The sequence below is a fragment of the Mesorhizobium sp. M1423 genome, from assembly GCF_040317575.1.
Classification (GTDB): domain Bacteria; phylum Pseudomonadota; class Alphaproteobacteria; order Rhizobiales; family Rhizobiaceae; genus Mesorhizobium.
The window spans coordinates 1-24034 of record NZ_JAMYKU010000048.1 but is presented as its reverse complement, the minus strand read 5'-3'; the positions used below and the strand labels follow the sequence as shown (position 1 = coordinate 24034).

General features: G+C 63.7%; 22 protein-coding genes. 14 read left to right on the top strand and 8 right to left on the bottom strand.

Annotated features, from left to right (window positions below; all coding sequences use genetic code 11):
• Nucleotides 1–219: 219 nt before the first annotated feature.
• Complete coding sequence (locus NKG95_RS32855; RefSeq protein WP_352481730.1) at nt 220–585, bottom strand: winged helix-turn-helix transcriptional regulator; 366 nt, start codon at nt 583–585, stop codon at nt 220–222.
• A gap of 107 nt (nt 586–692) precedes the next feature.
• Between NKG95_RS32855 and NKG95_RS32850 the strand changes: the two genes are divergently transcribed.
• Nucleotides 693–1397 carry a glutathione S-transferase family protein gene (locus NKG95_RS32850; protein ID WP_352481729.1) on the top strand — a complete coding sequence of 235 codons (705 nt, stop codon included), beginning with the start codon at nt 693–695 and terminating at the stop codon, nt 1395–1397.
• A 145-nt stretch (nt 1398–1542) separates the two neighbouring features.
• The gene (locus tag NKG95_RS32845; RefSeq protein ID WP_352859363.1) at nt 1543–2367 is read left to right on the top strand and encodes a DUF2189 domain-containing protein; all 825 of its coding nucleotides are present in this window, start codon (nt 1543–1545) and stop codon (nt 2365–2367) included.
• A 6-nt stretch (nt 2368–2373) separates the two neighbouring features.
• Here NKG95_RS32845 and NKG95_RS32840 read toward each other — a convergent pair whose 3' ends face one another.
• Complete coding sequence (locus NKG95_RS32840) at nt 2374–3006, bottom strand: LysE family translocator (protein WP_023674336.1); 633 nt, start codon at nt 3004–3006, stop codon at nt 2374–2376.
• 122 nt (nt 3007–3128) lie between these two features.
• Entirely contained in the window at nt 3129–5096 is a 1968-nt protein-coding gene (locus NKG95_RS32835) for a pilus assembly protein TadG-related protein (protein WP_353043723.1), read from the bottom strand.
• Between the two features lie 337 nt (nt 5097–5433).
• Here NKG95_RS32835 and NKG95_RS32830 point away from each other — a divergent pair, with 337 nt between their 5' ends.
• Nucleotides 5434–6294, top strand: a complete 861-nt coding sequence (locus tag NKG95_RS32830; protein WP_353043722.1) for a TIGR01459 family HAD-type hydrolase — start codon at nt 5434–5436, stop codon at nt 6292–6294.
• A 31-nt stretch (nt 6295–6325) separates the two neighbouring features.
• Nucleotides 6326–7309 (top strand): bifunctional riboflavin kinase/FAD synthetase, encoded by a 984-nt coding sequence (locus NKG95_RS32825; RefSeq protein ID WP_353043721.1) that lies wholly within the window; start codon nt 6326–6328, stop codon nt 7307–7309.
• Between the two features lie 2 nt (nt 7310–7311).
• Here the strand turns inward: NKG95_RS32825 and NKG95_RS32820 are convergent, their stop codons facing one another.
• Entirely contained in the window at nt 7312–7866 is a 555-nt protein-coding gene (locus tag NKG95_RS32820) for an HdeD family acid-resistance protein (protein WP_023717123.1), read from the bottom strand.
• Nucleotides 7867–8200: 334 nt separating this feature from the next.
• Here NKG95_RS32820 and NKG95_RS32815 point away from each other — a divergent pair, with 334 nt between their 5' ends.
• On the top strand, nt 8201–9106 hold the full coding sequence (locus NKG95_RS32815) for an alpha/beta hydrolase (protein WP_353043720.1): 906 nt from the start codon (nt 8201–8203) through the stop codon (nt 9104–9106).
• Between the two features lie 199 nt (nt 9107–9305).
• Nucleotides 9306–10118, top strand: a complete 813-nt coding sequence (locus tag NKG95_RS32810) for a MipA/OmpV family protein (RefSeq protein WP_023717125.1) — start codon at nt 9306–9308, stop codon at nt 10116–10118.
• A gap of 35 nt (nt 10119–10153) precedes the next feature.
• Here NKG95_RS32810 and NKG95_RS32805 read toward each other — a convergent pair whose 3' ends face one another.
• Nucleotides 10154–10366 (bottom strand): MbcA/ParS/Xre antitoxin family protein, encoded by a 213-nt coding sequence (locus tag NKG95_RS32805; RefSeq protein ID WP_023717126.1) that lies wholly within the window; start codon nt 10364–10366, stop codon nt 10154–10156.
• 112 nt (nt 10367–10478) lie between these two features.
• Nucleotides 10479–10664 carry a hypothetical protein gene (locus NKG95_RS32800; protein ID WP_023717127.1) on the bottom strand — a complete coding sequence of 62 codons (186 nt, stop codon included), beginning with the start codon at nt 10662–10664 and terminating at the stop codon, nt 10479–10481.
• A gap of 43 nt (nt 10665–10707) precedes the next feature.
• Between NKG95_RS32800 and ileS the strand changes: the two genes are divergently transcribed.
• Both ileS and NKG95_RS32790 read left to right on the top strand, forming a co-directional pair.
• Entirely contained in the window at nt 10708–13698 is a 2991-nt protein-coding gene (gene ileS, locus NKG95_RS32795; protein ID WP_353043719.1) for an isoleucine--tRNA ligase, read from the top strand.
• Nucleotides 13699–13893: 195 nt separating this feature from the next.
• Complete coding sequence (locus NKG95_RS32790) at nt 13894–14574, top strand: hypothetical protein (RefSeq protein ID WP_023717129.1); 681 nt, start codon at nt 13894–13896, stop codon at nt 14572–14574.
• A gap of 86 nt (nt 14575–14660) precedes the next feature.
• Here the strand turns inward: NKG95_RS32790 and NKG95_RS32785 are convergent, their stop codons facing one another.
• Entirely contained in the window at nt 14661–15113 is a 453-nt protein-coding gene (locus NKG95_RS32785; RefSeq protein WP_023717130.1) for a nucleoside deaminase, read from the bottom strand.
• A gap of 76 nt (nt 15114–15189) precedes the next feature.
• On the opposite strand from NKG95_RS32785, the gene NKG95_RS32780 reads away from it, so the two are divergent.
• From NKG95_RS32780 to NKG95_RS32760, 5 genes are all read left to right on the top strand, one after another.
• A complete protein-coding gene (locus NKG95_RS32780) occupies nt 15190–17241 on the top strand; it encodes a pseudouridine synthase (protein ID WP_353043718.1) in 2052 nt (683 codons plus the stop codon).
• Nucleotides 17222–17776, top strand: coding sequence for a 16S rRNA (guanine(966)-N(2))-methyltransferase RsmD (gene rsmD / locus NKG95_RS32775; RefSeq protein WP_353043717.1), 555 nt, complete (start codon nt 17222–17224; stop codon nt 17774–17776). The genes NKG95_RS32780 and rsmD overlap by 20 nt, the downstream gene beginning before the upstream one ends.
• A gap of 104 nt (nt 17777–17880) precedes the next feature.
• Nucleotides 17881–19245, top strand: a complete 1365-nt coding sequence (locus tag NKG95_RS32770) for a M16 family metallopeptidase (RefSeq protein ID WP_353043716.1) — start codon at nt 17881–17883, stop codon at nt 19243–19245.
• A 286-nt stretch (nt 19246–19531) separates the two neighbouring features.
• Nucleotides 19532–20782 (top strand): M16 family metallopeptidase, encoded by a 1251-nt coding sequence (locus NKG95_RS32765; protein WP_353043715.1) that lies wholly within the window; start codon nt 19532–19534, stop codon nt 20780–20782.
• Nucleotides 20779–21648: a patatin-like phospholipase family protein gene (locus NKG95_RS32760; protein WP_353043714.1), complete on the top strand. Its 870-nt coding sequence runs from the start codon at nt 20779–20781 to the stop codon at nt 21646–21648. The genes NKG95_RS32765 and NKG95_RS32760 overlap by 4 nt, the downstream gene beginning before the upstream one ends.
• 249 nt (nt 21649–21897) lie before the next feature.
• On the opposite strand, the gene NKG95_RS32755 is transcribed toward NKG95_RS32760, so the two are convergent.
• Nucleotides 21898–22794 carry an MBL fold metallo-hydrolase gene (locus tag NKG95_RS32755; protein ID WP_353043713.1) on the bottom strand — a complete coding sequence of 299 codons (897 nt, stop codon included), beginning with the start codon at nt 22792–22794 and terminating at the stop codon, nt 21898–21900.
• A gap of 140 nt (nt 22795–22934) precedes the next feature.
• Here NKG95_RS32755 and NKG95_RS32750 point away from each other — a divergent pair, with 140 nt between their 5' ends.
• Entirely contained in the window at nt 22935–23837 is a 903-nt protein-coding gene (locus tag NKG95_RS32750) for a LysR family transcriptional regulator (RefSeq protein ID WP_353043712.1), read from the top strand.
• Nucleotides 23838–24034: the final 197 nt, after the last annotated feature.

Genomic DNA, 24034 nt, shown 5'->3' with positions numbered 1-24034 from the left:
TCAATCTCCTCTTACAACGAAGATTGAAGAAGATTGAATCAGTGCTTCAGGACTGCTGCAACCCGGACTTTTTCAACATTATCGGCCCAAACGCGACGTTAGAGTATCTGCTCGGCAATGACAGCTTCTGGCGCTGTCCGTGCATTCCGATATTCGGCCGGATCCTATCCAAAGCGGTTGTCCAGCCTCGGATAGCAAGCGTCAGATTTTCACGATCGGCTAGGCCGCTGTGTCTAGCCTCGTTTCCGGCATCGGTGGAGCCTGGCCGACCCGGTCGTCCCCGGTATGTTCCCACCATCTGCCCAAGGCCTCGATGAGCGGCACAAGCTTGAGACCGGGCGTCGTGAGGTCGTAATCCACGCGTAGCGGATAGCCGGCATGCGCCGTTCGCCGCACAATCCCGGCGTCCTCCAGCTTGCGCAGTTCGAGAGCCAGAATGCGGTGCGACACGGTCGGGTTGTCACGCCTCAGATCGCTGAAGCGCTTGGTGCCGTCCTTGAGATAGTAGAGCAGCAAGGTGGGCCAGCGACCGCTGAGCACACGCATGGTCTCTTCGATCGGGCAGCGTGAGACGACATCTTTCATGGGGGGACCTGGTTACAGAATAGTGCGTAATTTACATGGGGCGACCAGCGTTTAGGGTCAAGTTTCGCTGCGCAGCGTAATCCCTAAATTATGGAAGAGACAAAGAAATGGAACCTATCCTCCTTTATGGCTTCCCGCTGGGAAGTTCGATGGGGCTCGTCGCTGCATTTGAACGCGTCGGACAGCCCTACCGCCTGTGTCGAGTCGACATGCTCACTGAAATGAAGAACGACGCCTATGCCAGCATCAACGGCCGTCAGGAAACGCCGGTGTTGATCACCGACGAAGGCAGGGTGCTCACCGAGACCATGGCGATTGCCGCTTGGCTCGAAGCCCGCGATACGCAACGTCGTATCAGCTTTGAGCCTCGCTCGCCGGAAGCCGACCGGATGCACCAGCTGATGGCTTTCGTGAACACCGGCTTCACCGCCGCTTTCACCCCGCTCTGGGCCGCATATGAAATGGAATCGGCCGAGCCGGTGCTGCTGGCAACCTTGCGTGACTTTGGCCGCAAGGTCGTTACCAACCGCCATGACCAGCTCGAGGCGATGATCCTCGACACGGATTTCCTGGTCGGCGACCGGCTGACGCTTGCCGATACCACGCTGATCGGCGTGGCGCGCTGGGCGGAGTTCCACAAGGCGGTCGACGGCGCAGCTTATCCCAAGCTGGCGGCGTTGCGCCGCCGGATCGAAAGCGATCCGGACGTGCGATTTGCGCAGGCCATCGAGGATGGTGAAAAGCCGGCCGGGTCAGGCGCTTGCCTCGGTCACGTGCGGCTGGCCGAGGTGATCGATCGCTTCGCGGCCTAATCTGTTCGTTCAGCCGCCCGGCGCGCCCTGGCGCCGGGTGGTGGCGACAAGCGCGCCGAGATCGGCTATCATATCGCCGTTCTTGAAGTGGCAGCTGCGGGCGGCCATCCTGGCGGTGACCGCCCCGACACACGGGAGAAAGGTTATGGCTGGCTTTCATGTCATGGCGGACGCGCGTGGAATGCATGTACAGCCCACGGTGCGCCGCATCAGCACCGAGGATCTGATCGATGCGCTCCGTCTCGGCGTAGAGGATTTCTGGGCCAAGCCGTCGCATTATGTGTTCCTGTGCCTGATCTATCCGGTGGTCGGCCTGATCCTGACGCAGTGGACGTCGGGCTCGAATGCCATCCAGCTCATCTATCCGCTGATGTCCGGCTTCGCTTTGGTCGGTCCGTTCGCCGCTATCGGCCTTTACGAAATCAGCCGTCGGCGCGAGTTCGGCATGGATACATCCTGGTGGCATGCGCTCGACGTGCGCCACTCGCCGGCGCTGCCCGCGATTGCGGTCATCGGCATCATGCTGCTGGTACTGTTCCTGCTCTGGCTGTTCACCGCGCAATCGATCTACACCAGCCTGTACGGCAATCAGCCTCCGACCTCTATCGTCGGCTTTATTCGCGAGGTGCTGACGACCAGCAAGGGCTGGACACTGATCCTGCTCGGCAACCTGGCCGGGTTCGCCTTCGCCGCGATCGTGCTGGCGACGACTGTCGTCGCCTTTCCGCTGCTGCTCGACCGCGATGTCGGCGCGGTCTCGGCAGTCGAGACGTCGGCGCGCGCAGTTATGACAAACCCGCTGCAGATGGCGCTGTGGGGCCTAATGGTCGCCGTGCTCCTGGTCATCGGCTCGATCCCGCTATTTGCCGGGCTTGCCGTCGTCATGCCCGTCCTTGGCCACGCGACCTGGCATCTCTACCGCAGGGTGGTCGAACCGGAGCGGGCACAGCAGGTCAGACGGCCGATGTAGGCCCGATCAGCGTTGCGCATCGGTTGCCATCTTGACGGCCAGCGCGGTCAGCACCGTGCCCATCATCCAGCGCTGGATCACCAGCCATAGCGGCCGCCCGGCGAGGAAGATGGCGATCGAGCCGGCCGTCACCGCGATGATGGCGTTGACGGTCAGGCTGATGGCGACCTGCGTGGCACCGAGCACCAGAAGCTGCGACAGCACGTGGCCCTTGCCGGGGCTGATGAACTGCGGCAGCAGCGACAGATAGAGCACTGCCACCTTCGGGTTGAGCAGGTTGGTCATCAGGCCCATGGCGAACAGCTTGCGCGGCCTGTCCTTAGGCAGTTCGCGGATCTGGAAGGGCGAGCGCCCGCCCGGCTTCACCGCTTGCCAGGCAAGCCACAGCAGATAGAGCGCGCCGGCAAGGCGCAGCACGTCATAGGCGAAGGGCACGGCGAGCAGCAGCGCGGTGATGCCGAACGCCGCTGACAGCACGTAGAATAAAAAACCGAGCGCCACGCCCCCCAGCGAGATCAGCCCGGCCTTCGGCCCTTGCGACAGCGAGCGCGAAATCAGATAGATCATGTTCGGGCCGGGCGTCAGCACCATGCCGAGGCAGACCAGCGCGAAGGCGAGATGGTTGGCGGGTTCAGGCAAGAGCGTATCTCCGGATGGGGACATTCACCACATGCTTCCCCCACCCGCAAGGGCATGAGGGCAGGAGCCTTTGCGCCAGCGCGCTGCGCCCCTCTGCCTTTACGTCGCTAATCCCATCGCCTTCAGCCGACGATGCGCAGGTTCGACAATTCGTTGGCGATTTCCTTAAAATTGTCGGACAGCGTCGCGCCCGTCGCATTCCAGAACAACTTGGCCGGCTTGCTCGGGTCGGCCGGATCCTTGCGGAAGCGCGAATCCGAGGAACACGCCTTCAGCGCATCGATCGCCTTCTTGTCGCCAGTATCTGTGGGCGACAGGTCGAGGGCCACCGTCATCACCAGAATGTTCGAATTCTTTGCATTGGCGCAGAGCGTTTTCATCTGCTCGTCGAGTGCTGCCGTGTAGTTGGCGCCGGTATAGGTGGTCTTGCCAATATCGGTGCTGGTATTCATGAACAGGCGGGTCACGCTTCCAGATCCCGGATAGGTCAGGCCAGTGTAGCCGTAGGCGGCGTAGGTCGACCTGTTGTTGGCGTAGCTGCCGTCGCTGACGGCGCTATAGGTATTGGCTCCGTCGGTCAGCACCACGACCACCTTGTCGTTGCCCCTCTCGCTGTTCGGCCGGCCATCGGTGAACGGTGGGTTGCTCGATACCGTTCGCCAGCCCCAGGCAATGCCCTCCGGCACGTTGGTGTTGCCGTTCGGCGCCATGGCGTCGATGGCATCCTTGATCTCCTGCTTCTCTGCGTCCTGGCTGACGTCTTTCAACGGCGTGATCGGGTTGGTGGTGCAGGAGGAATTCGGCCCATCGCCCGCGGCTGCGGATTGCGAACCGTACGGTTTTACCAGGAAATATTTGCGCATGTCAGACTGTCGCTGCGAAGCGGTGGGACCGGCGACATAGGGCCAATCGGCCCACCAGTTGTTGCCGTAATTGTAAGACGTGCTGATGACGTCGTTGATGCCGTCACGGTTGAAATCGAGCCACAGAGTGCCAGCCTCATCCGGGGCAAACATCGGCACGAAAAGCGTGGCCGGCGCGGCTGTGTCGGGCGTGGTGTCGTCGACATTGTAGGGATATGGCCGTGCCTCGACGCAACCCTGCCAGCTCGCATAGCGGCTCGTCGTATAAATATATTCCGGTGCGCTCCAATGGCCGTACTGGCAGGTGCCGTTCTTCTTGTATGTGTCGCAGACATATTGCTTCGAATTGGGTACCTCTTCGCGGCCCGATTCGACCGTCATGTCGGCGTAGAGGCTGAAACGCGTCAGCGGCTGGTCCTTGGTCTCGCCCCAGCCGGTGCCGCGCTTGTACCAGATGCCATTGAGCTTCTCGGCATATTTGTCCGGATTGTTGGCTGCACTCATCGTCGTCCAGTCGAAATCTTCATGCTGGATCGGGGAGATGCCGTCCTGATCCATCCAGCCGTCCTGGTCGTGGGTAGGGCCGACATTGACCGAGGCCGCGAACGGCACGAGCGAGAACTGCACCGGTTTGGTGATCTGCTTCATCTGCTGCGCCTGAAGCGCCAGCGTATCGACAAGCTGCTTGGCGGCCGACTTCAGCAGGTCTATTCGCTTTTCGCCGGTGCCGGAGCCGAGATCGGTCATTGAGCCGGAATTATCCAGCACAAGCGCGACTTCGAGGGTGTTCTTGAGGCGGAGTTCCGAACATTCGGTGAAGGTCGTGTCGCTTGCCGTGCCGCCAATCAGCAGGCTGGCGGCCGGGAGAAAATAGGGGTGGAAGGTGAGGCTGGCGCAGAGCTTCAAGGTGCCGCCACCGGCATTGTTGTTGGGCAGCGTGACGGTCAGCGCTGTGTTCGCGGGGTCGATGCGTGCGAGATTGGTTTCGAAAAATGTTTTGGCGTAGGCCTTGACGTCGTCGTCGCTGGCGCCGGCGACGATCTGCTGGGCGGCGGCGAGGCCGGCCGCATCAAGTGCGTTCAGCGTTTCGTGCTTTTGGCGCAGCAACTCCCCGTAATCGACACTGAGCGCCAGACCGGCCATCAGCGGCACAATGGTGATTGCAGTCATTAAGGAGTAGTTGCCACGTCTGTCGTGTCGGAATTTTCCGATTATTGCCTTCAGCATTCCCGCCCCGCCCTATTTTTCCCGGACGATGCCACGCATTTTTAAATTTCCGATTGCTAAAATACGTCCAAGGTCGGTACGGTTTTTCAATCCCCGTTAACCACACGTCCGCAATCGGCAATGCCGCTCCGCGCTCTCCGCGGCAAAGTCCCTAAAAGCGGATAAGGCGCTGGAAAAGAAAAGCTTTCGCCATCACTTCCCCGCCGGCGCCGCGGGCGGCAATCTGGCGGGCACAACGAAAGCTGGTGACAGAGCGAAGCGCTTCGGTTAATCCGGGCCGGCCGCTACGGACCGTCGGTCGCGGCGCTTGCAAGCATCATAGTACAGGGACAACGGCATGGCGGATTCGCCCGACATCATCGGTTCGCTCGCAGACCTGTCGGGAGCCTATTCAGCCATCCTGTGCGATGTCTGGGGCGTGGTACACAATGGCGAATGGCATTTCCCCGCGGCTGCTGCCGCGCTGATCACTGCTCGCGCGGCGAAAATACCTGTCGTGCTGATCACCAATTCGCCGCGCCGCAGCGCCGACGTGGTGGCGCAGATGAACGCCATCGGTGTTCCTTCCGCCGCCTACGATCGTGTCGTGACGTCCGGCGACGTGACCCGCGACCTGATCGCCGAAGGGCCGCGAAAGATCTTCCATATAGGCGCCGATCGAGATTTCACGCTCTATGATGGTCTCGACGTCGAACTCGTCGAGGACTTCGAAGCATCCGGCGTGGTCTGCACCGGCCTGTTCAACGACGAGGTGGAGGAGCCGGAAGATTATGCCGATCTTCTGCGGCGGCTGCGTGCCAGGAACCTGCCCTTCATCTGCGCCAATCCCGACATCGTCGTCGAGCGCGGCGAACGCATGATCTGGTGCGCAGGGGCTTTGGCCCGCGAATACGCGCAGCTTGGCGGGCGCACGCTGATCGCCGGGAAACCTTATGCGCCGGTCTATGACGTCGCCATGAAAGAGATCGCCGATATTCTCGGCCGCCCCGTCGAGCGTTCGCAAGTTCTGGCCATCGGCGACGGCATGATGACCGACATCAAGGGCGCGGCCGATAATGGCTTCGACGTGCTTTACGTATCGGGCGGCATCCATGCCCGCGATTACGGTGAAGCGCTGCAGCCAGACCCGGCCAGGCTCGCGGCCTTTCTCGAAAAATACGGCTACAGGCCGGTCGCGGTGATTCCCAGACTGCAATAAGTTCAGGCCCAGACTGCAATAGGTTCAAGCCATGACGGCAATGTTCGAACGCATTTCCGCAACCGCACCGCTGCCGGCCCATCTGCGCGGCGGCGTGGTGGCGATCGGCAATTTCGACGGCGTCCACCGCGGCCACCAGGCGGTGCTCGAACGCGCGCGCGCCGAAGCGGAGCGTCGCGGCGTACCTGCCCTGGTGCTGACCTTCGTGCCGCATCCGCGAAAAGTGTTCAGGCCGGACATGCCGCTGTTCGTGCTGACGCCGCCACCGATGAAGGCGCGGCTGCTGTCGCATCTGGGCTTTGCGGCGCTGGTCGAGCAGCCGTTCACACGCGAGTTCGCCTCCTTGTCGGCGGAGGCTTTCGTCACCGGCGTGCTCGAGCGCAACCTCGGCATAAGCCACGCCGTCACCGGCTTCGATTTCCATTTCGGCAAGGACCGCCAAGGCGGCCCGGCCTATCTGATGGCGGCCGGCGAGCGCCACGGCTTCGGCGTCACGCTGGTCGATGCGTTTCGCGACGAAAGCACCGAGGTGGTGTCGTCGAGCCGCATTCGCACGCTGCTGTGCGAGGGCAATGTGGCCGAGGCCGCCGGCCTGCTCGGCTACCGCTTCACCGTCGAGGCGGAGGTGATCGGCGGCCAGCAGCTCGGCCGGACGCTCGGCTTTCCGACCGCAAACATGAGGCTTTCGCCGGAAGCCACCCTGAAGGAAGGAATTTATGCTGTCCGCTTCCGCCGCGCCGACGGCTCGCTTCATGATGGCGTCGCCAGCTTCGGCCGCCGGCCGACGGTCGACGACAATGGCGCACCATTGCTGGAGACTTTTGTGTTCGACTTTTCCGGCGACCTCTACGGCGAGATTTGTGCCGTGTCCTTTTTCGGCTACCTGCGTTCGGAGGTGAAGTTCGACGGGCTTGATGCGCTGGTCGCACAGATGAAGCGCGATGAGGCTGAGGCGAAGGCACTGCTCGCCGGCGTCAGGCCGCTTTCCGGGCTCGACGCGGCCATAGCTTTCTGAATCTACTTTTTCAGCGCCAAGCCGACGGCAATGAAGGTCCAGCCTTGGAAAATCAGGTCGACGGCCAGGAACAGGCCGAGCACCCACACGCTGTTGACCGGCCAGCCCATGGCGATGACCAGTCCCGCCAGCGCGCTGATGATGCCGGCCGCGACCACCCAGCCCCAGCCCGGCTGCGGCCGGTGGCTGTAGCCGACCCAGGCCCTGAGCACGCCTGAAGCAAGGAGTGCGACTGCCAGGAGGAAGGTTAGCACCGTCGAGGCGAGGACCGGATTGTCGAAGGCGAAGAAGCCGGCGACGGCGTAGAGGAGGCCGCTGAGCAGCCAATAGAAGAAGCGGCCCCATGTCTTCACGCCGAAGGCATGGATGATCTCGACAACGCCGGCCATCAGCATCAGCCAGCCCACGACAAAGACGGAGGCGACGGTTGCGATGAACAGATTGCCGAAAGCGATGCCGCCGAAGACAAGCAGCAGCACCCCAAGCGCGACGAACCATCCCCACTTCGCCCGCGTCTGGCCAATGGCGTCTTTCAAGGCGTCGCCGTGCAGTGTCATCACCCTTCTCCCTCAAGGTTGCCTAGCTTCTTTGTTCCGGAAGGTAGCGCCGATCGCCTTGCCCGTCCAGCGAGCAGGCTGCGAGCGCCACGCCCCGAGCGATCCGCTTGCCACACTTCCGCTTTGTCCCGAAGAGGCCAAATATCAGATGGAATATTCGACCATATGCGAGGGGAGTGCTAAAGATGACGAGTGGGTTTAGGGGCGACCCGCCGTCTCGTGTATTCGCCATGACGCAAGTGTAACGAAAAATCCCCAGCGCTGGCATTGGCCCTTTATCGATGACGTGCTGCTGTACGCCGTTTTCTACGCTTGATGAGGCTAGGGAAGCAAAATGGGCGACGTGGACGAACACCTCGATCTGACGGAGATCAACGCCGTCCGCAGGTTGTTGACCTCAAAGCCACGAACGGTCCGCTGGGACGAACGCCGGGCACGGCTCGACGAGGTTGGTTCGGTGTGGCCGATTGCCGAGGACATCCGATGCGAGGATGTGGTTTTCGATGGCCTCGAGGGAGAGTGGTCCCTGGCGCCTGGGAGTGACAGGGATAAGGTTCTGCTGTTTTTCCACGGTGGTGGCTACTGCTCCGGCTCTCCTAAAAGTCATCGTCGAATGGTGACAGAGGCAGGTCGGGCAATGGGAATGCGCACTCTCGCGATCGACTATCGACGCGCACCGGAACATCCTTTCCCTGCGCAACATGAAGACGCACTCACCGCATGGCGCTTTCTGAGGCGGCAAGGGATCGCGCCGGATCGCATCGTGGTTGGCGGAGACAGTGCGGGCGGCAACCTCACCCTGTGCCTGGTCAGTATATTGCGCGCGGCAGGCGAGCCGTTGCCGCGATGTCTTTGGCTGGTTTCGCCCTGGACGGACCTTTCGATGTCCGGCGCGACACTATCAACCAAGGACGCAATCGACCCCATCATCCACGGGGCGTATTTGGAGGAACTGGCAACCGCCTATGTTCCCAATGGCGTTGGTCGGCGCGATCCCCTGATCTCGCCGTTGTTCGCCGATCTGAGCGGATTTCCCCCAATGCTTATACAAGTCGGTTCGGCCGAGACGCTGTTGTCGGACGCAACTCGGCTCGCGGAAGCCGCTGGCGCGACTGACGTCAAAGTACGTCTCGAAATTTGGCCGCATATGATTCACGCTTGGCCGGTTTGGAATGCGCGGTTGAGTGCCGGTCGCCGCGCTCTTCACAGCGCGGGCATGTTTGTCCACGAGTATTTATAACCCTTGCCGAGGCAACTGCTGGCGCATTCCAGACGTCTTGATCTGGGATCTTGGTGCGCCAATACGATTCGTTGCTATGCGGAAAACAGGGCCAACGCCGCCAATGTTACGGATATTAAGTCAAACTTTACCGAAATGGCGCCATGGCTTGGATGAAGGCTGGTTGTATCGGCCAATGCGTTCGACGTATGGAGTAACGATGCGGTCAGTCCCGACGATCCCGACGGTCTTGGCCGCATTCATGCTCGGCACCTGCGGCGTTGCCAAGGCCGGCGAGGGCACCTTCGGCTGGCTGTCCGGAGACTGGTACCTGACGGTCGGCGCCACCGGCATGGTCGCGCCGAATTTCGAGGGCGGCAAGAAGTACCTGCTCAGCGCCTCGCCGATCATCTCGCTCGGCAAGGCTGGTCCCGCGGCGCGCTTCAACTCGCGCAACGACAATATCTCATTGGCATTGATCGACGATGGCGGCGTCCGCGCCGGCCTGACAGGCAAGTTCCTGTTTTCCCGCGATGGTGGTGACGCCGACGAATTGAAGGGTCTCGACCCGGTGCGCTGGGGCGGCGAGGCTGGCGGCTTCTTCGAATTCTATCCTTTGGATTGGCTGCGTGCCCGCGCCGAATTGCGGCACGGCATTCGCGCCCATAACGGCTTTGTCGCCGACATCGCCGCCGACGCCTTTTACGATGTGACGCCCGACGTCAGGATTTCCGGCGGGCCGCGCGTTTCATTCGCCTCATCGGACTATTTCGACGCCTATTATGGCGTTGATGCCAAGGAGTCACTGGCCTCGGGGCTCAGCGAATATCATCCAGGCGGCGGGGTGAAATCTGCGGGCCTGGGCGGCGCGGTGACCTGGAAGGTGACCGAGCCGATGACGGCCAGTCTGTTCGGCGAATATTCCCGCCTGATGGGCCCGGCCGCCGATTCCAGCCTGGTCAAGGAGCGCGGCTCCAGGGATCAGTTCATGATCGGCGTGTCGACGACCTATCGCTTCGATTTCTCGATGTGAGCGGGCGGGTTGTGCACGACGGAGAGCCGCAAGGCTCAGACGACTATGCCGTAGCCGATCCGGTTGAGTTCCTCTTCCACAAGCGTGGCACCTGTTGCAGACTGAAGGAGATCGATGGGCGCGTCGTTGAGAACCCGACTTCGCTTACGCAGCCAGCGTTGCGCCTTTTCATGGTTGCCAAAAACGCGATTCGCCATCGTTGAAATGCGTTCAAGTCGCAAGGCGGACTCGGTAGTCGTCAGGGTCACATTCCGTCCTTCCAGCGCGCTAAACTGTGAAATGTAAACCGAAGATGCTGGTCTCTCGACGCCATCTACCGACAAACATAGGCGCAATTGGTGTACGCTCCTAGCGGAAGCATCAGAGTTCGGGCTTTTCAACATCGCCTGTCTCAGTTAAAAGCCCAGCCATGACGAGCTTTTCGCGCCTTCTCGCGACTGCGATACGAATTACAGGCCCGGTGTTCCGGGCGGCTTGACCGCCGCCGGAGCCGCCGGGAATCTTGCGCGCGGCCTCTCGCGCTTTTTCCAGATCATGATAGTTCAACGCCCGGGCTCTTTTGCCGACGGGCAACGCATATGGCAGACGAATGACTGATACCGAGACCGCCGAGACGATCGACTATTCCAAAACGCTCTACCTGCCGCAGACGGATTTTCCGATGCGCGCCGGTTTGCCGGAAAAGGAACCGCTGCTGGTCAAGCGCTGGCAGGATATGGACCTTTACCGCAAGCTGCGCGAAGACGCAGCCGGCCGCGAAAAATACGTGCTGCACGACGGCCCGCCCTATGCCAATGGCAACATTCATATCGGCCATGCGCTGAACAAGATCCTCAAGGACGTCATCACCCGCTCATTCCAGATGCGCGGCTATGACTCGAACTATGTACCCGGTTGGGATTGCCACGGCCTGCCGATCGAATGGAAGATCGAAGAGCAGTACCGCGCCAAGGGCAAGAACAAGGACGAGGTGCCGGTCAACGAGTTCCGGCAGGAATGCCGCGAGTTTGCGGCGCACTGGATCAAGGTGCAGGGTTCCGAATTCCAGCGCCTCGGCGTCGTCGGCGACTTCGACAATCCCTATACGACGATGGCTTTCCACGCCGAGGCGCGCATCGCCGGCGAGCTGCTGAAATTCGCCATGTCCGGCCAGCTCTATCGCGGCTCCAAGCCGGTGATGTGGAGTGTGGTCGAGCGCACCGCGCTGGCCGAGGCGGAGGTCGAATACCAGGACTATGAGTCGGACACGATCTGGGCGAAGTTTCCGGTCGTCAGCCTCGCTCGCCAGGTCATCAACATCGATGATGGGCAGCCAGCCCTGGATCCCAAGCTGACGCAGACGTCGCTCGATCTGCTTGATGCCAACGTCGTCATCTGGACCACGACGCCGTGGACCATCCCCGGCAACCGCGCCGTCAATTACTCGCCGCGCATCAACTATGGTCTCTACGAGGTCACGGCGGCCGAGAACGCCTTTGGCCCCCAGCCCGGCGAAAAGCTGATCTTTGCCGAGAAACTTGCAGACGACGCTGCCGCGAAGGCCAAGGTCACCCTGAATCGTCTTCGCAGCGTTGGCGCCGAAGAGCTTGGAAGTCTTACGCTTTCTCATCCCTTCAAAGGTTTGAATGGCGGCTACGAATTCCCCGTGCCGATGCTCGCCGGCGATCACGTCACCGACGACGCCGGCACCGGATTCGTCCACACCGCGCCGGGACACGGCCGGGAAGACTTTGACGCCTGGATGGATGCTGCCTCTGATCTTCGCCAGCGCGGCATCGACACTGCGATCCCCTTCACGGTCGACGATGGCGGCTTCTTCACCAAGGACGCGCCGGGCTTCGGTCCGGACCGCGAGGGTGGAGCGGCGCGCGTCATCGACGACAATGGCAAGAAGGGCAATGCCAACCAAGCTGTCATCGACGAGCTGATCAAGCGCGACGCGCTGTTCGCGCGCGGCCGGCTGAAGCACTCTTACCCGCATTCCTGGCGGTCGAAAAAGCCGATCATCTTCCGCAACACGCCCCAATGGTTCGTCTATATGGACAAGGAGCTTGGCGACGGCACGACGCTGCGCAGCCGCGCGCTGAAGGCGATCGACGATACCCGCTTCGTGCCCGCCGCCGGCCAGAACCGCATCCGCGCCATGATCGAGGAGCGCCCCGACTGGGTGCTGTCGCGCCAGCGCGCCTGGGGCGTGCCGATCGCCGTCTTTGCCGATGCCGACGGCAATGTCCTGCGCGACGAGGCGGTCAACCAGCGCATCATGGACGCCTTCGAGAAGGAAGGCGCCGACGCCTGGTTCGCCGCCGGCGCCAAGGAGCGTTTCCTCGGCAATCACGATGCCTCGAATTGGCGGCAGGTGATGGACATCCTCGATGTCTGGTTCGATTCGGGCTCGACGCATGCCTTCACGCTTGAAGACCGGCCCGACCTGAAATGGCCGGCCGACGTCTATCTCGAAGGCTCCGACCAGCACCGCGGCTGGTTCCACTCCTCGCTGCTCGAAAGCTGCGGCACCAGGGGCAGGGCGCCCTACGACACCGTCGTCACCCATGGCTTCACCATGGATGAGGAGGGGCGGAAAATGTCGAAGTCGCTCGGCAACACCGTCGTGCCGCAGGACGTCATCAAACAGTCCGGCGCCGACATCTTGCGGCTGTGGGTGGTGACGACCGATTATTGGGAAGACCAGCGGCTCGGCAAGAACGTGCTGCAGACCAACATCGACGCCTACCGCAAGCTGCGCAACACCATCCGCTGGATGCTGGGCACGCTTGCTCATGACAATGGCGAGGAGGTGGCGCTGGACAAGATGCCGGAGCTGGAGCGGCTGATGCTGCACCGGCTCGCCGAGCTCGACGAAGTCGTACGCTCGGGCTACGACGCCTTCGAATTCAAGCGCATCACCCGCGCGCTGCTCGACTTCATGGTGGTCGAACTGTCGGCCTTCTATTTCGATATCCGCAAGGATGCGCTCTACTGCGAAGCGCCTTCCAGCGTGAAGCGCAAGGCTTCCGTGCAGGTGGTGCGCCATCTCTTCGACTGCCTGGTGAAATGGCTGGCGCCGATGCTGCCTTTCACCATGGAAGAGGCTTGGCTCGACCGTCATCCGGATGCCGTCTCGGTGCATCTCGACCAGTTCCCGGAGATCCCGGCGGACTGGAAGGACGAGGCGCTGGCGGAGAAGTGGCGCAAGGTGCGGCAGGTCCGCCGTGTCGTCACCGGCGCGCTGGAGATCGCCCGCGCGCAGAAGGTCATCGGCTCTTCGCTGGAAGCGGTGCCGGTCGTCACTCTCGACGATGCCCTACTCGAAGCGGCGATCGCCGATGTCGACATGGCCGAGATGGCGATCACCAGCGATCTGGTTATCGCGCACGGCAAGGCGCCGGCGGGCGGCTTTACCCTCGACGACGTCAAAGGCGTCGCCGTGGTCGTCGAGAAGGCGGAGGACCGCGGCCTGGTGAAATGCGCACGCTCCTGGCGCTACACCGCCGATGTCGGCTCAGATCCGGAATTCCCGGATGTTTCGGCCCGTGACGCAGCTGTCCTGCATGAGCTGAAGGCTTTGAGCCGCCTTTAAGGCGGTGCACAATTGCCACGGCGGGCGGCCGATCGGCCCCCGTGCGTTGCCCTTAACGAGTGGTTGAGGTAAACACGCGAAACTCCGGACGACAAATTGTCGCCGGAATTCCGTCGGAAGAGCATAGGCGATGGGGGCCGGACCTTTCTTTGGCCGGCGGCAATCGAGAGGCTGTCTACAGTGGGACTTTTTGGCATGACCGAGAGAACTTACGCGCGCGTCGCGCTGCTGGCGCCGCTTGTCGTATCGAGCCTCGCCTTGTCCGGCTGCATGGGCTCGCCCACCTACGGGACCGACAAGACCGCGGGCGCGCAGCTTGCCGGCGACCTCACCGGGGCTTTTTCCTTCGCACCCAAACGCAAGGATAGTATCGACTACAAGCCGCGCCCCACGCTGGTGAAGCCAGGGCCGGGGCAGAAGGAAGTCTTGCCGCCGCCGCAGGAAAGCATCGAGACGGCGAGTGCCGAATGGCCCGAATCGCCGGAGCAGCGCCGTGCCCGCCTGCGCGCCGATGCCACCCTGCATCAGGACGACCCTGCCTACCAGGCGCAGGTCATCGATGACGTGCAGACGGATCCGGCGTCGGTCAAGGCCGCGCTGAAGCAGTCGGGCTCGAGCCACCCGCCAGCCTGGACTCCGGCCGATTCGGACAAGGACCGCGCCGCGGAAATCATGCGCCGCCGGGCTGAAGGCAAACAGGGCGACCCGACCACCCGCAGATATCTGAGCGAGCCGCCGGTGCAATACCGCGCTGCCGCCGACACTGCGCCGCAGGGTGACCTCGGCGAGGACGAGTACAAGAAGGAACGCCGCCTCAAAAGGGAGGCGGCCGCCAAGAGCAAGAGCAGCGGCATGTTCGACTGGCTGCCCTGGTAGACTGACGGCGCCAGAGACGTTCTGGCCTGGATTGGCTGAACTGGATTGGCTGACTTGGATTCGGTCCGTCTGCCGAACCAGGAAAATCAGGGTCCGCGTCGCTCGCGAAAAAAGTCCTTCAGCAATGCTGCTGCAGCGTTCTCGGCCATGCCAGGATAGATGTCGGGCACATGATGGCAGGTCGGTGACGTGAAGAAGCGAACGCCATTGACGACTGCGCCGCCCTTCTCGTCGGCGACGCCGAAATAGAGCCGGCGCAGCCTGGCGAAAGAGATGGCGCCGGCGCACATGGTGCACGGCTCCAGCGTCACATAGAGATCGTGGCCGCTGAGCCGCTCGCTGGAAAGCTTGCGGCAGGCCTCGCGGATCGCCAGCATCTCGGCATGGGCGGTCGGATCGGCGAACTCGCGGGTGCGGTTGCCGGCACTCGCAACGACCGTATCGCCGCCGACGACGACCGCGCCAACCGGCACCTCGCCACGCAGGGCGGCGGCTTCGGCTTCTTTCAGCGCCAGCGCCATGAAATCCTGCCGCCTCACGCGGTTTCCATTCCGATTATCTCCTCGCCACTAGAGCGCGATCCTGTTACTACCCGCGCAAACGAGCAAAGGCCACATGGACGACAAAAACAAGAAATTCCCGCGCAAGGCCGGCCCGAAACCGGCGGGGCCGCGTGGTCGCGATGGCGCTCCCGGCAAGGGTGGCAAGCCGTCCTTCGGCGTCAAAAAACCCTACACTCCGCGCGGCGATCGGCCGGCGGCGGCCGAAGGCGAACGGCCGAAACGCGACTTCAAGCCGAAGCGCGAAGGCGACCGGCCGTTCGGCAAAGGGCCGCGTCCGGAAGGCAAGCCTTATGAGAAGCGCGAAGGTCCACGCAAGCCTTATGCACCGCGCGGCGATCGGCCGGCGGCGGCCGAAGGCGAACGGCCGAAGCGTGACTTCAAGCCGAAGCGCGAAGGCGACCGGCCGTTCAGCAAAGGGCCGCGTCCGGAAGGCAAGCCTTATGAGAAGCGCGAAGGTCCACGCAAGCCTTATGCACCGCGCGGCGACCGGCCAGCAGCTGCCGAAGGCGAGCGGCCGAAGCGCGACTTCAAAGGCAGCGAGAGGCCATTCAGCAAAGGGCCGCGTCCGGAGGGCAAGCCTTATGAGAAGCGCGAAGGTCCGCGCAAGCCCTACGCGCCCCGCGGCGACCGGCCGGCCGCTGCCGAAGGCGAGCACGGCGACAAGCGCTTCGACCGTCCCAAGCGTGACTTCGGGGATCGTCCTAAGCGTGATTTTGGCGGCGATCGGCCGCAAGGGGCACAAAGGGCACAGGCGGCATCGGAGGGCGGCTTCAAGCCGCGCCCGCGTCGCGTCGAGGTAACGGAAGAAGCCGGCGAACGCATTGCCAAGCGGCTGGCGCGTGCCGGCCTGGCCTCGCGCCGTGACGCCGAGGAACTGATCGCAGCCGGCCGCGTCAAGGTCAATGGCAGGGCGCTGACCTCGCCGGCCTTCAACGTGATGCCCGGCGACATCATCCATCTCGACGGCATGGAGATCCCGCCGATCGAGCGCACGCGGCTGTTCCTGTTCCACAAGCCGGCCGGCGTGGTCACCACCAACCGCGATCCCGAAGGCCGCAAGACCGTCTTCGACGTGCTGCCCCCCGGGCTGCCGCGGCTGATGACCATCGGCCGGCTCGACATCAACACCGAAGGCCTGCTGCTGCTCACCAATGATGGGGGCTTGTCGCGCGTGCTCGAACTGCCGGCGACCGGCTGGCTGCGGCGCTACCGCGTGCGCGTGCACGGCAAGGTCGAGGAAAGCGCGCTCGCCGGCCTGCGCGAAGGCATTGCCGTCGACGGTGTCTTTTATGGCGCCATCGAGGCGACGCTGGACCGCGAGCAGGGTTCGAATGCCTGGCTGACGCTCGGCCTGCGGGAAGGCAAGAACCGTGAGGTCAGGAACATCCTGGGCTCGCTCGGTCTCGACGTGACGCGGCTTATCCGCATTTCCTACGGGCCGTTCCAGCTCGACGATTTGCCGGAAGGCCATGTGTTGGAGATCAAGGGCCGCGTGCTGCGCGACCAGCTCGGCGAGCGCCTGGTCGAAGAGTCCGGCGCCAATTTCGACGCCGATATCGCCAAGCCGTTTTCCAACAAGCCGGTCAGGCGTGAGCGGGAGGAGGAGCCCGAGCGGCCGAAATTCACCCGTGACGGCGAACGCCGTCCGATCGGCGAGGGCGGCCTGATCAAGAACCGCAAGCGCCGCGAAGGCAGCCGTGATGAAGCACTCGGCAAGCTGTCGACAAAACCGGAGAGGAGCTTTGGCGAGCGTGGCGCCAAACCTGAGCGCAGCGACTTCGGGGACAAACCCCGCGGCGACAAGCCTCGTGGCGGCTTCGGCGGCAAGAAATCCGAACGCGAGCAGCGGCCGATCGAGCCGCCGGGCCAGCGCAAGGCCAATGTCTGGATGGCGCCGGGAGCGCGGCCGATCGGCAAGGGCAGGGCGGAGGCAGACGCCGCCAAGGCGGCGGAAAACAAGGCGCGCAAGGCCGCTTTCAAGCCGTCTTATGGCAAGCCCGGCGGTGCAAAGCCGTTCGGCAAGCCTCGTGGCGAACGTTCGGATAGCGGTGGCGACCGGCCGCGTGGCGGCCCGAAAGGAAGCAATGCGGATCGTCGGCGGTGAGCTTCGCGGGCGTCCGCTGGCGACGCCCCGCACCTTTGCCATCCGCCCGACGACCGACCGCACGCGTGAGGCGGTCTTCAACGTGCTGGCGCATCGCTTTCCCGAAAAACTGAACGGCGCGCGCGTGCTCGACCTGTTCGCCGGCACCGGCGCGCTCGGCCTCGAAGCGCTGTCGCGCGGCGCTGCCTATGCTGTCTTCATCGAGGAATCCACCGAAGGGCGCGGCCTGATCCGCACCAATGTCGAGGCTTTCGGCCTCACCGGCCGCACCAAGATCTTCCGTCGCGACGCGACGGCCTTGGGCGAGGCGGGCACCATTGCCGCATTCGGCCTCGTCTTTGCTGATCCGCCCTATGGCAAAGGCCTTGGCGAACGCGCTTTGCGCTCGGCCAAGGCCGGCGGCTGGCTCGCCCCCGGCGCGCTCTGCGTCGTCGAAGAAGCGGCGGCGGCGACGTTCGAGGCGGGGCCGGGCTTTTCGGTTGTCGACGAGCGCAACTATGGCGAGACGGTCATCCGCTTCATCGAGGTTGGGTGAGGCCCCGCAATTGGCGAGGAAGCAGCGCCTTCAAAATGACGAACAATTCGCTTTGCCTCGACCAGCAACCCCGCCTATCGTTCCACCCCAAACCGGAGCCATCTATGACATTTCAGGCTGAATGGCTGCGCGGAACGCTCTTGGGACTGGCCCTGGTGATGGCCGCGCCGGCTCTGGCGGACAACAATCCCGACGACGGCGCGGTGACGGATTTCCTGCTCGACAACGGCATGGAGGTCGTTGTCATCCCCGATCACCGCGCCCCGATCGTCACCCATATGGTCTGGTACAAGATCGGCAGCGCCGACGAGCCGCCGGGCAAGTCCGGCATCGCCCATTTCTTCGAGCATCTGATGTTCAAGGCGACCAGCAACCATGCGGCCGGCGAGCTCGACCGCGCCGTTGCCGCCATCGGCGGCTCGGACAACGCCTTCACCTCCTACGACTACACCGCTTTTCATGAGACAGTGGTGCCGCAGGCGCTCGGTGAGATGATGGGCTTCGAGGCTGACCGCATGCGCAATCTCATCCTCAACGACGATGTCATCAAGACGGAGCGCGACGTCATTCTCGAGGAGCGCCGCTCGCGCATCGATTCCAATCCGCAGGCGGTGCTCGACGAAGAGATCGACGCCACGCTGTGGCAGAACCAGCCCTACCGCATTCCGGTCATCGGCTGGATGCAGGAGATGGAGAAGCTGAACCGCACCGACGCGATGGCCTTCTACAACAAATATTATACACCCAATAACGCCGTGCTGGTGGTGGCCGGCGATGTCGAGCCGGAAACGGTCAAGGCGCTGGCCGAAAAGACCTATGGCAAGATCGCGCGCGGCCCGGATCTTCCGCCGCGGATCCGCCCGATCGAGCCCGAGCAGAACACCAGGCGCACGGTGACGCTGACCGACGGGCGCGTCAGCGTGCCGAGCTTTACGACGCAGTGGGTGGTTCCGTCCTATCACACGGCAAAGCCCGGCGAAGCCGAAGCGCTCGACGTGCTGTCCGAAATCCTCGGCGGCGGCAACCGCAGCCGGCTCTACCAGGAGCTTGTCGTCAGGCAAGGGATAGCCGCCGCGGCCGGCGCCTTCTTCCAGGGCACCATGCTCGACGACACCAATTTCACCGTCTATGGCGCGCCGCGCGGCGATGCCAAGCTTGCAGACGTCGAGGCCGCGGTCGACGCCGAGATCGCCCGCATCGCGAAAGACGGCGTCACCAGCGATGAGCTGGAAAAATCCAAGGACCGTTTCGTCCGCTCGATGATCTTTGCCCGCGACAAGCAGGAGGACATGGCCAACATCTACGGCTCGACGCTCGCCACCGGCGGCAACGTCCAGGACGTCCAGCAATGGCCCGACCGCATCCGCAAGGTCACCGCCGACCAGGTCAAGGCGGTCGCTGCCCGCTATCTCAATCTCGACCACGCAACGACCGGCTATCTTCTGCCGCAAACCCAGGCTGGGAATTGATTTGATGATGAACCAGCACGGTCCCGCTCTGCCTTCTCCCCTGGGCTCCTCCCCTTCTCCCCTTATGGGAGAAGGTGGCCGAGCGAAGCTCGGTCGGATGAGGGGTGTTCCAGCTTGGCACCAACGGCACTCCGTCCAACACCCCTCAACCGTCTCGGCACTTCGCGCCGATCCACCTTCTCCCACAAGGGGAGAAGGGAAGCACGCGCGCTCCGGCCCTCTTCTAGCGACCCTCATCCTCTCCCTCGTCTTCCTCGTCCTGCCGGCGCTTTCGGCTCGTGCTGCCATGAACATCCAGGAGGTGACCTCGTCGAAGGGCATCACCGCCTGGCTGGTGGAGGATTATTCGGTGCCGATCGTCGCCATCCGCTTCGTCTTCGATGGCGGCGCGACGCAGGATCCGCCCGGTAAGGAAGGGCTCGCCAACCTGATGAGCGGTCTGTTCGACGAAGGTGCCGGCAACCTCGACAGCGAGGCCTTCCAGATCAAGCTTGACGATGTCGGCGCCGAGATGAGCTTCGATGCGCAGCGCGACGGAATCTACGGCTCGATGCGCATGCTGGCCGAGCAGCGCGACGGCGCCTTCGACCTGCTGCGCGTGGCGGTCAACCAGCCGCGCTTCGACCAGGTGCCGATCGACCGCATCCGCGCGCAAATCCTGTCCGGCATCATCGCCAACGAGCGCGATCCCGATACGCTCGCCCAGCGCAAATGGCTGGACGCGATCTACGGCAGGCATCCCTATGCGCGGCCGGACCAGGGCACCAGGCAAAGCATCGCGACGATCACGCCGTCCGATCTCAGCGCTTTCCACAAGGCGAATTTCGCCCGCGACGGTCTGCATGTCGCGGTGGTCGGCGCCATCGACGCCGAGACGCTGAAGCAGAAGCTCGACCTGGTATTCGGCAGCCTGCCGGAAAAGCAGGCGCTTACGCCCGTTCCCGACATCGACCTGAAACTTGGCCAGCAGCTCGAGGTCGTTTACGACCAGCCGCAGGCCTCGCTGCAACTCGCCTATCCCGGCGTGAAGCGGAACGCGCCGGATTTCTTCGCCGCGGTGCTGATGAACGAGATCCTCGGTGGCGGCACTTTCACCTCGCGGCTGTTCGACGAGGTGCGCGAGAAGCGCGGCCTGGCCTATAGCGTCAGCTCCGACCTCGTCGACCACCAGCATTCCGAGGCGCTTTCCATCACCACCTCGACCCGCGCCGACAGGGCGGCCGAGACGCTGGCCGTGGTGCGCGACGTGGTCAAGCGCATGGCCGAGGAGGGGCCGACCGAAGCCGAGCTGGCGGCGACCAAGAAATACATGATCGGCGCCTATGCCATCAACAATCTGAATTCCTCCGGCGCGATCGCCGCAACGCTGGTCGAGATCCAGCTCGGCAAGCTCGGCATCGACTACATGCAGCGCCGCGCCGCGCTGATAAACGCGGTGACGCTGGACCAGGTCAAGGCAGCGGCGAAAAAGCTGCTCTCCGCCGAGCCGGCCGTCATGGTGGTCGGGCCGAAGCTCGGCGCGGCCAACAAGGGATGAGCCCTAGCTTCGGCATCGCCTTTGGCGGCGGCGGCGCGCGTGGGCTGGCGCATATCCACGTCATCGAGGTGCTGGACGAACTGGGCATAAGGCCGGCGGCAATCGCTGGCTCGTCGATCGGCGCCATCATGGGCGCCGGCATGGCCTCGGGCATGACCGGCAAGGACATTCACGACTATACGCGCTCGATCCTCGGCCGCCGCGCCGAAGTGGCGACGCGCATGTGGCGGGCGCGGCCCGGCACCTTTGCCGAAGCGTTGCAGGGCGGCTTGCGGGTTAGCCAGTTCAATGTCGAGCGCATCCTCAAGGCGTTCCTGCCCGATGCCATCCCCGAGACCTTCGCCGAACTCAAAATACCGCTGAAGGTGACGGCAACGGACTTTTATGGCCACAAGCTCGCGGTGCTCGACGAAGGCGAGCTGCATTCGGCGCTGGCCGCTTCGGCGGCGATCCCGGCGGTGTTCCGCCCGGTGATGCGCGACGGCAGGCTGCTGATCGACGGCGGCATCTACAATCCCGTGCCGTTCGATCTGATCGAGCTCGACGCCGACATCATCATCGCCGTCGACGTGGTCGGCGCGCCGACCGAGGCCGGGCGCAAATTCCCGACCTCCGTCGACCTGATGTTCGGCGCCACGCAGCTGATGATGCAGTCGATCATCGCCAGTAAGCTGAACCAGAGCCGGCCCGACATCCTGATCCGGCCGGCGGTGTCGAAATACCGCGTGCTCGATTTCATGAAGGTCGAGGCGCTGATGGCCGAGACGGTGGCGATCAAGGACGAGCTGAAGCGCGAGATCGAAAGGGCGGTCGAGGCGCGGGCCAAGGCCGAAGCCAGCAAGCGCACCAACCGTCTCGGCGGATGACCGTAATCAAGCGCTTGGCGTCAGCGCCCGCTGGCCCATGAGCGTGTCGACATCAGGCGGGCAGGGGCGGTAAGTTTGGGCGCGAAGGCCGGCGTTCATTCGCGCCCCCCTCTGCCCTGCCGGGCATCTCCCCCACGAGGGGGGAGATTGGCTGTCATCGGCGCTTTCGCCTATCACCAGCATTGCAGGATCGAGCGCCGAGGCTGAAGCTTCCGATCTCCCCCTCGAGGGTCGAGATTGGCGGCCATTTCAGCCCCACTTCATCTCGCCGGTGGCAACCTTGGAGCCGATGTCGAGCGCAACGCCCATGCCGAGGCCGGGGAAGCGGGCTTCCATGGCGCTCTTCAGCGCGGCCGCGTCCTTGGCTTTTGCCAGTTCTTCCTCGAAGGCGATGAGATAGGTCTTGGTGTGCTCGACGCCTGAAAGGTCCGTAGCGGCCTCAGGCATCATGTGCCCGGGCACGACGATCGCCGGCTTGCGCGCCGCGATCTTTTCGAGATTGGCCAGCCAGGCGGCGCGCAGTTCCCTGGTCGGCGTGTCGGCGGTCCAGACATGCACGCCGGCAAAGATCACCACCCCGCCGAACACCGCATTCAGCGACGGCACGAAGAGATAGCGCCGGTTGGCGAGGCCTTCCGCGGCGACGATCTCTATGCTCTCGCCATCGACGCTGAGCGTCTTGCCGTCGAAAGCTTCCGGGATGACGACGTCGGCGAGCGCCTGCGGGCCATTCTCCTTGAGCTGCGGCCCCCAGACGGCGAGCTTCTTGTCGACATTGCCGTTGATGGCGGCCACCGTCTCGGCTGCGGCGATCACCCGTGCCTGCGGGAACGCCTGCCTGATCGGCTTGAGGCCGAAATAATAGTCCGGGTCGGACTGGCTGACATAGATGGTGGTGAGCGTCTTGCCCGTCGCCTTGATCGCCTCGGCCACTGCCCGGCCGTCGGGGTAAGTGAAACCGCCATCGATCAGCACGGCCTCAGTGGCCCCGGAGACCAGCACCGGGGCGCGAAAGAAGCCGTTTTCCCCGGCGGGAAAATGCTTCCAGGAAAGGCCGCCTGCCGCATGGCCAAGCCCGGCGGGAGCAAAGACCGCGGCAGCGCCGGCGGCGAGGGTGGTTTTCATGATGCTTCTCCGTGTGAACATGGATGTCTCCTGGGAATGCGGAATTCGGCGGCCTCGATGCCCGCAAGATGGCAAAAGCGGAATGCATATTGAAGGCCGACAAAATAGACGTAATGTATGCTTTCGCCTGACAATGAGGCTGCATCTGCCATGAGCCACGCATGAACCTGAACCGGCTGGCCTATTTCGCGGCGGTGGTCGATGCCGGCTCGTTCACGCGGGCCGCCGAGCGGCTGGGCATCACCAAGGCGGTCGTCAGCCAGCAGGTGGCGCGGCTGGAGCGCGATGTCGGAACGACGCTGCTGATCCGCACGACGCGCCGCGTCCATCCGACCGAGGCCGGCCGGACATTCCATGCCCGCTGCCTGCAGGTTCTGCAGCAGGCCGAGGATGCCTTCGACGAGCTCGCGCAGGCCGCCGCCGAGCCGACCGGCACGCTGCGCATCGCGGCGTCCAACGACTACGGCACGTCGGCGGTGGTGCCGGTGGTCGCCGCCTTCAGCGCGCGCTATCCCGCCTGCCGGGTGGAGCTGACGCTGGGCGACGAGACGATCGACCTGGTTTCCGGCCACATCGACGTGGCCATCCGCGTCGGCTGGCTGGCCGATTCCAGCCTGCAGGCGCGGCGCATCGGCACCTTCCAACAATTCATGGTGTGCGGCGCCGGGTTTGAAGGCCGGTTCACCGCCGGCGAACCGCAAGACCTTGCCGGGCTGCCCTTCATCGCCAACATGGCGCTGCGCGAACCGCTGCTATGGCAATTTTCGCGCGGCGACGAGCAGCAGGCCGTGCGCATGCAGGCAACGATTTCAATCGACGCAACGCCGGCAGTGCTGGCGGCGGTCCGCGCCGGCGCCGGCCTCTCGGTGCTGCCAGACTTTTTGGTGCGGGACGAGCTGGCCGCCGGGCGGCTGGTGCAGATCCTGCCCGAGTGGCGGCTGCCCTCCGGCGGCATCTACACAGTCTACCCCGCCGCCCGCTTCCGCCCGCCCAAGGTGACGAGGTTTGTCGAGATGCTGATTGCGGCCGAGCAGAAGCTGGAGGCAGGCGGGCGGGGGCGCTGATGGGCGAAGCAGCGATCTCCCCCCCAACGGCAGGGCTATCGCATAGGGGGGCCCCCTCATCCGGCCGCTTCGCGGCCACCTTCTCCCCGCTGGGGAGAAGAGGCTGGCGTCAACGCCGGCGACCTCCTCTCCCCTCGGGGAGAGGTCGGATTGCCCCGAATTGCCCTTCGCAATTCGGTTGGCAATCCGGGTGAGGG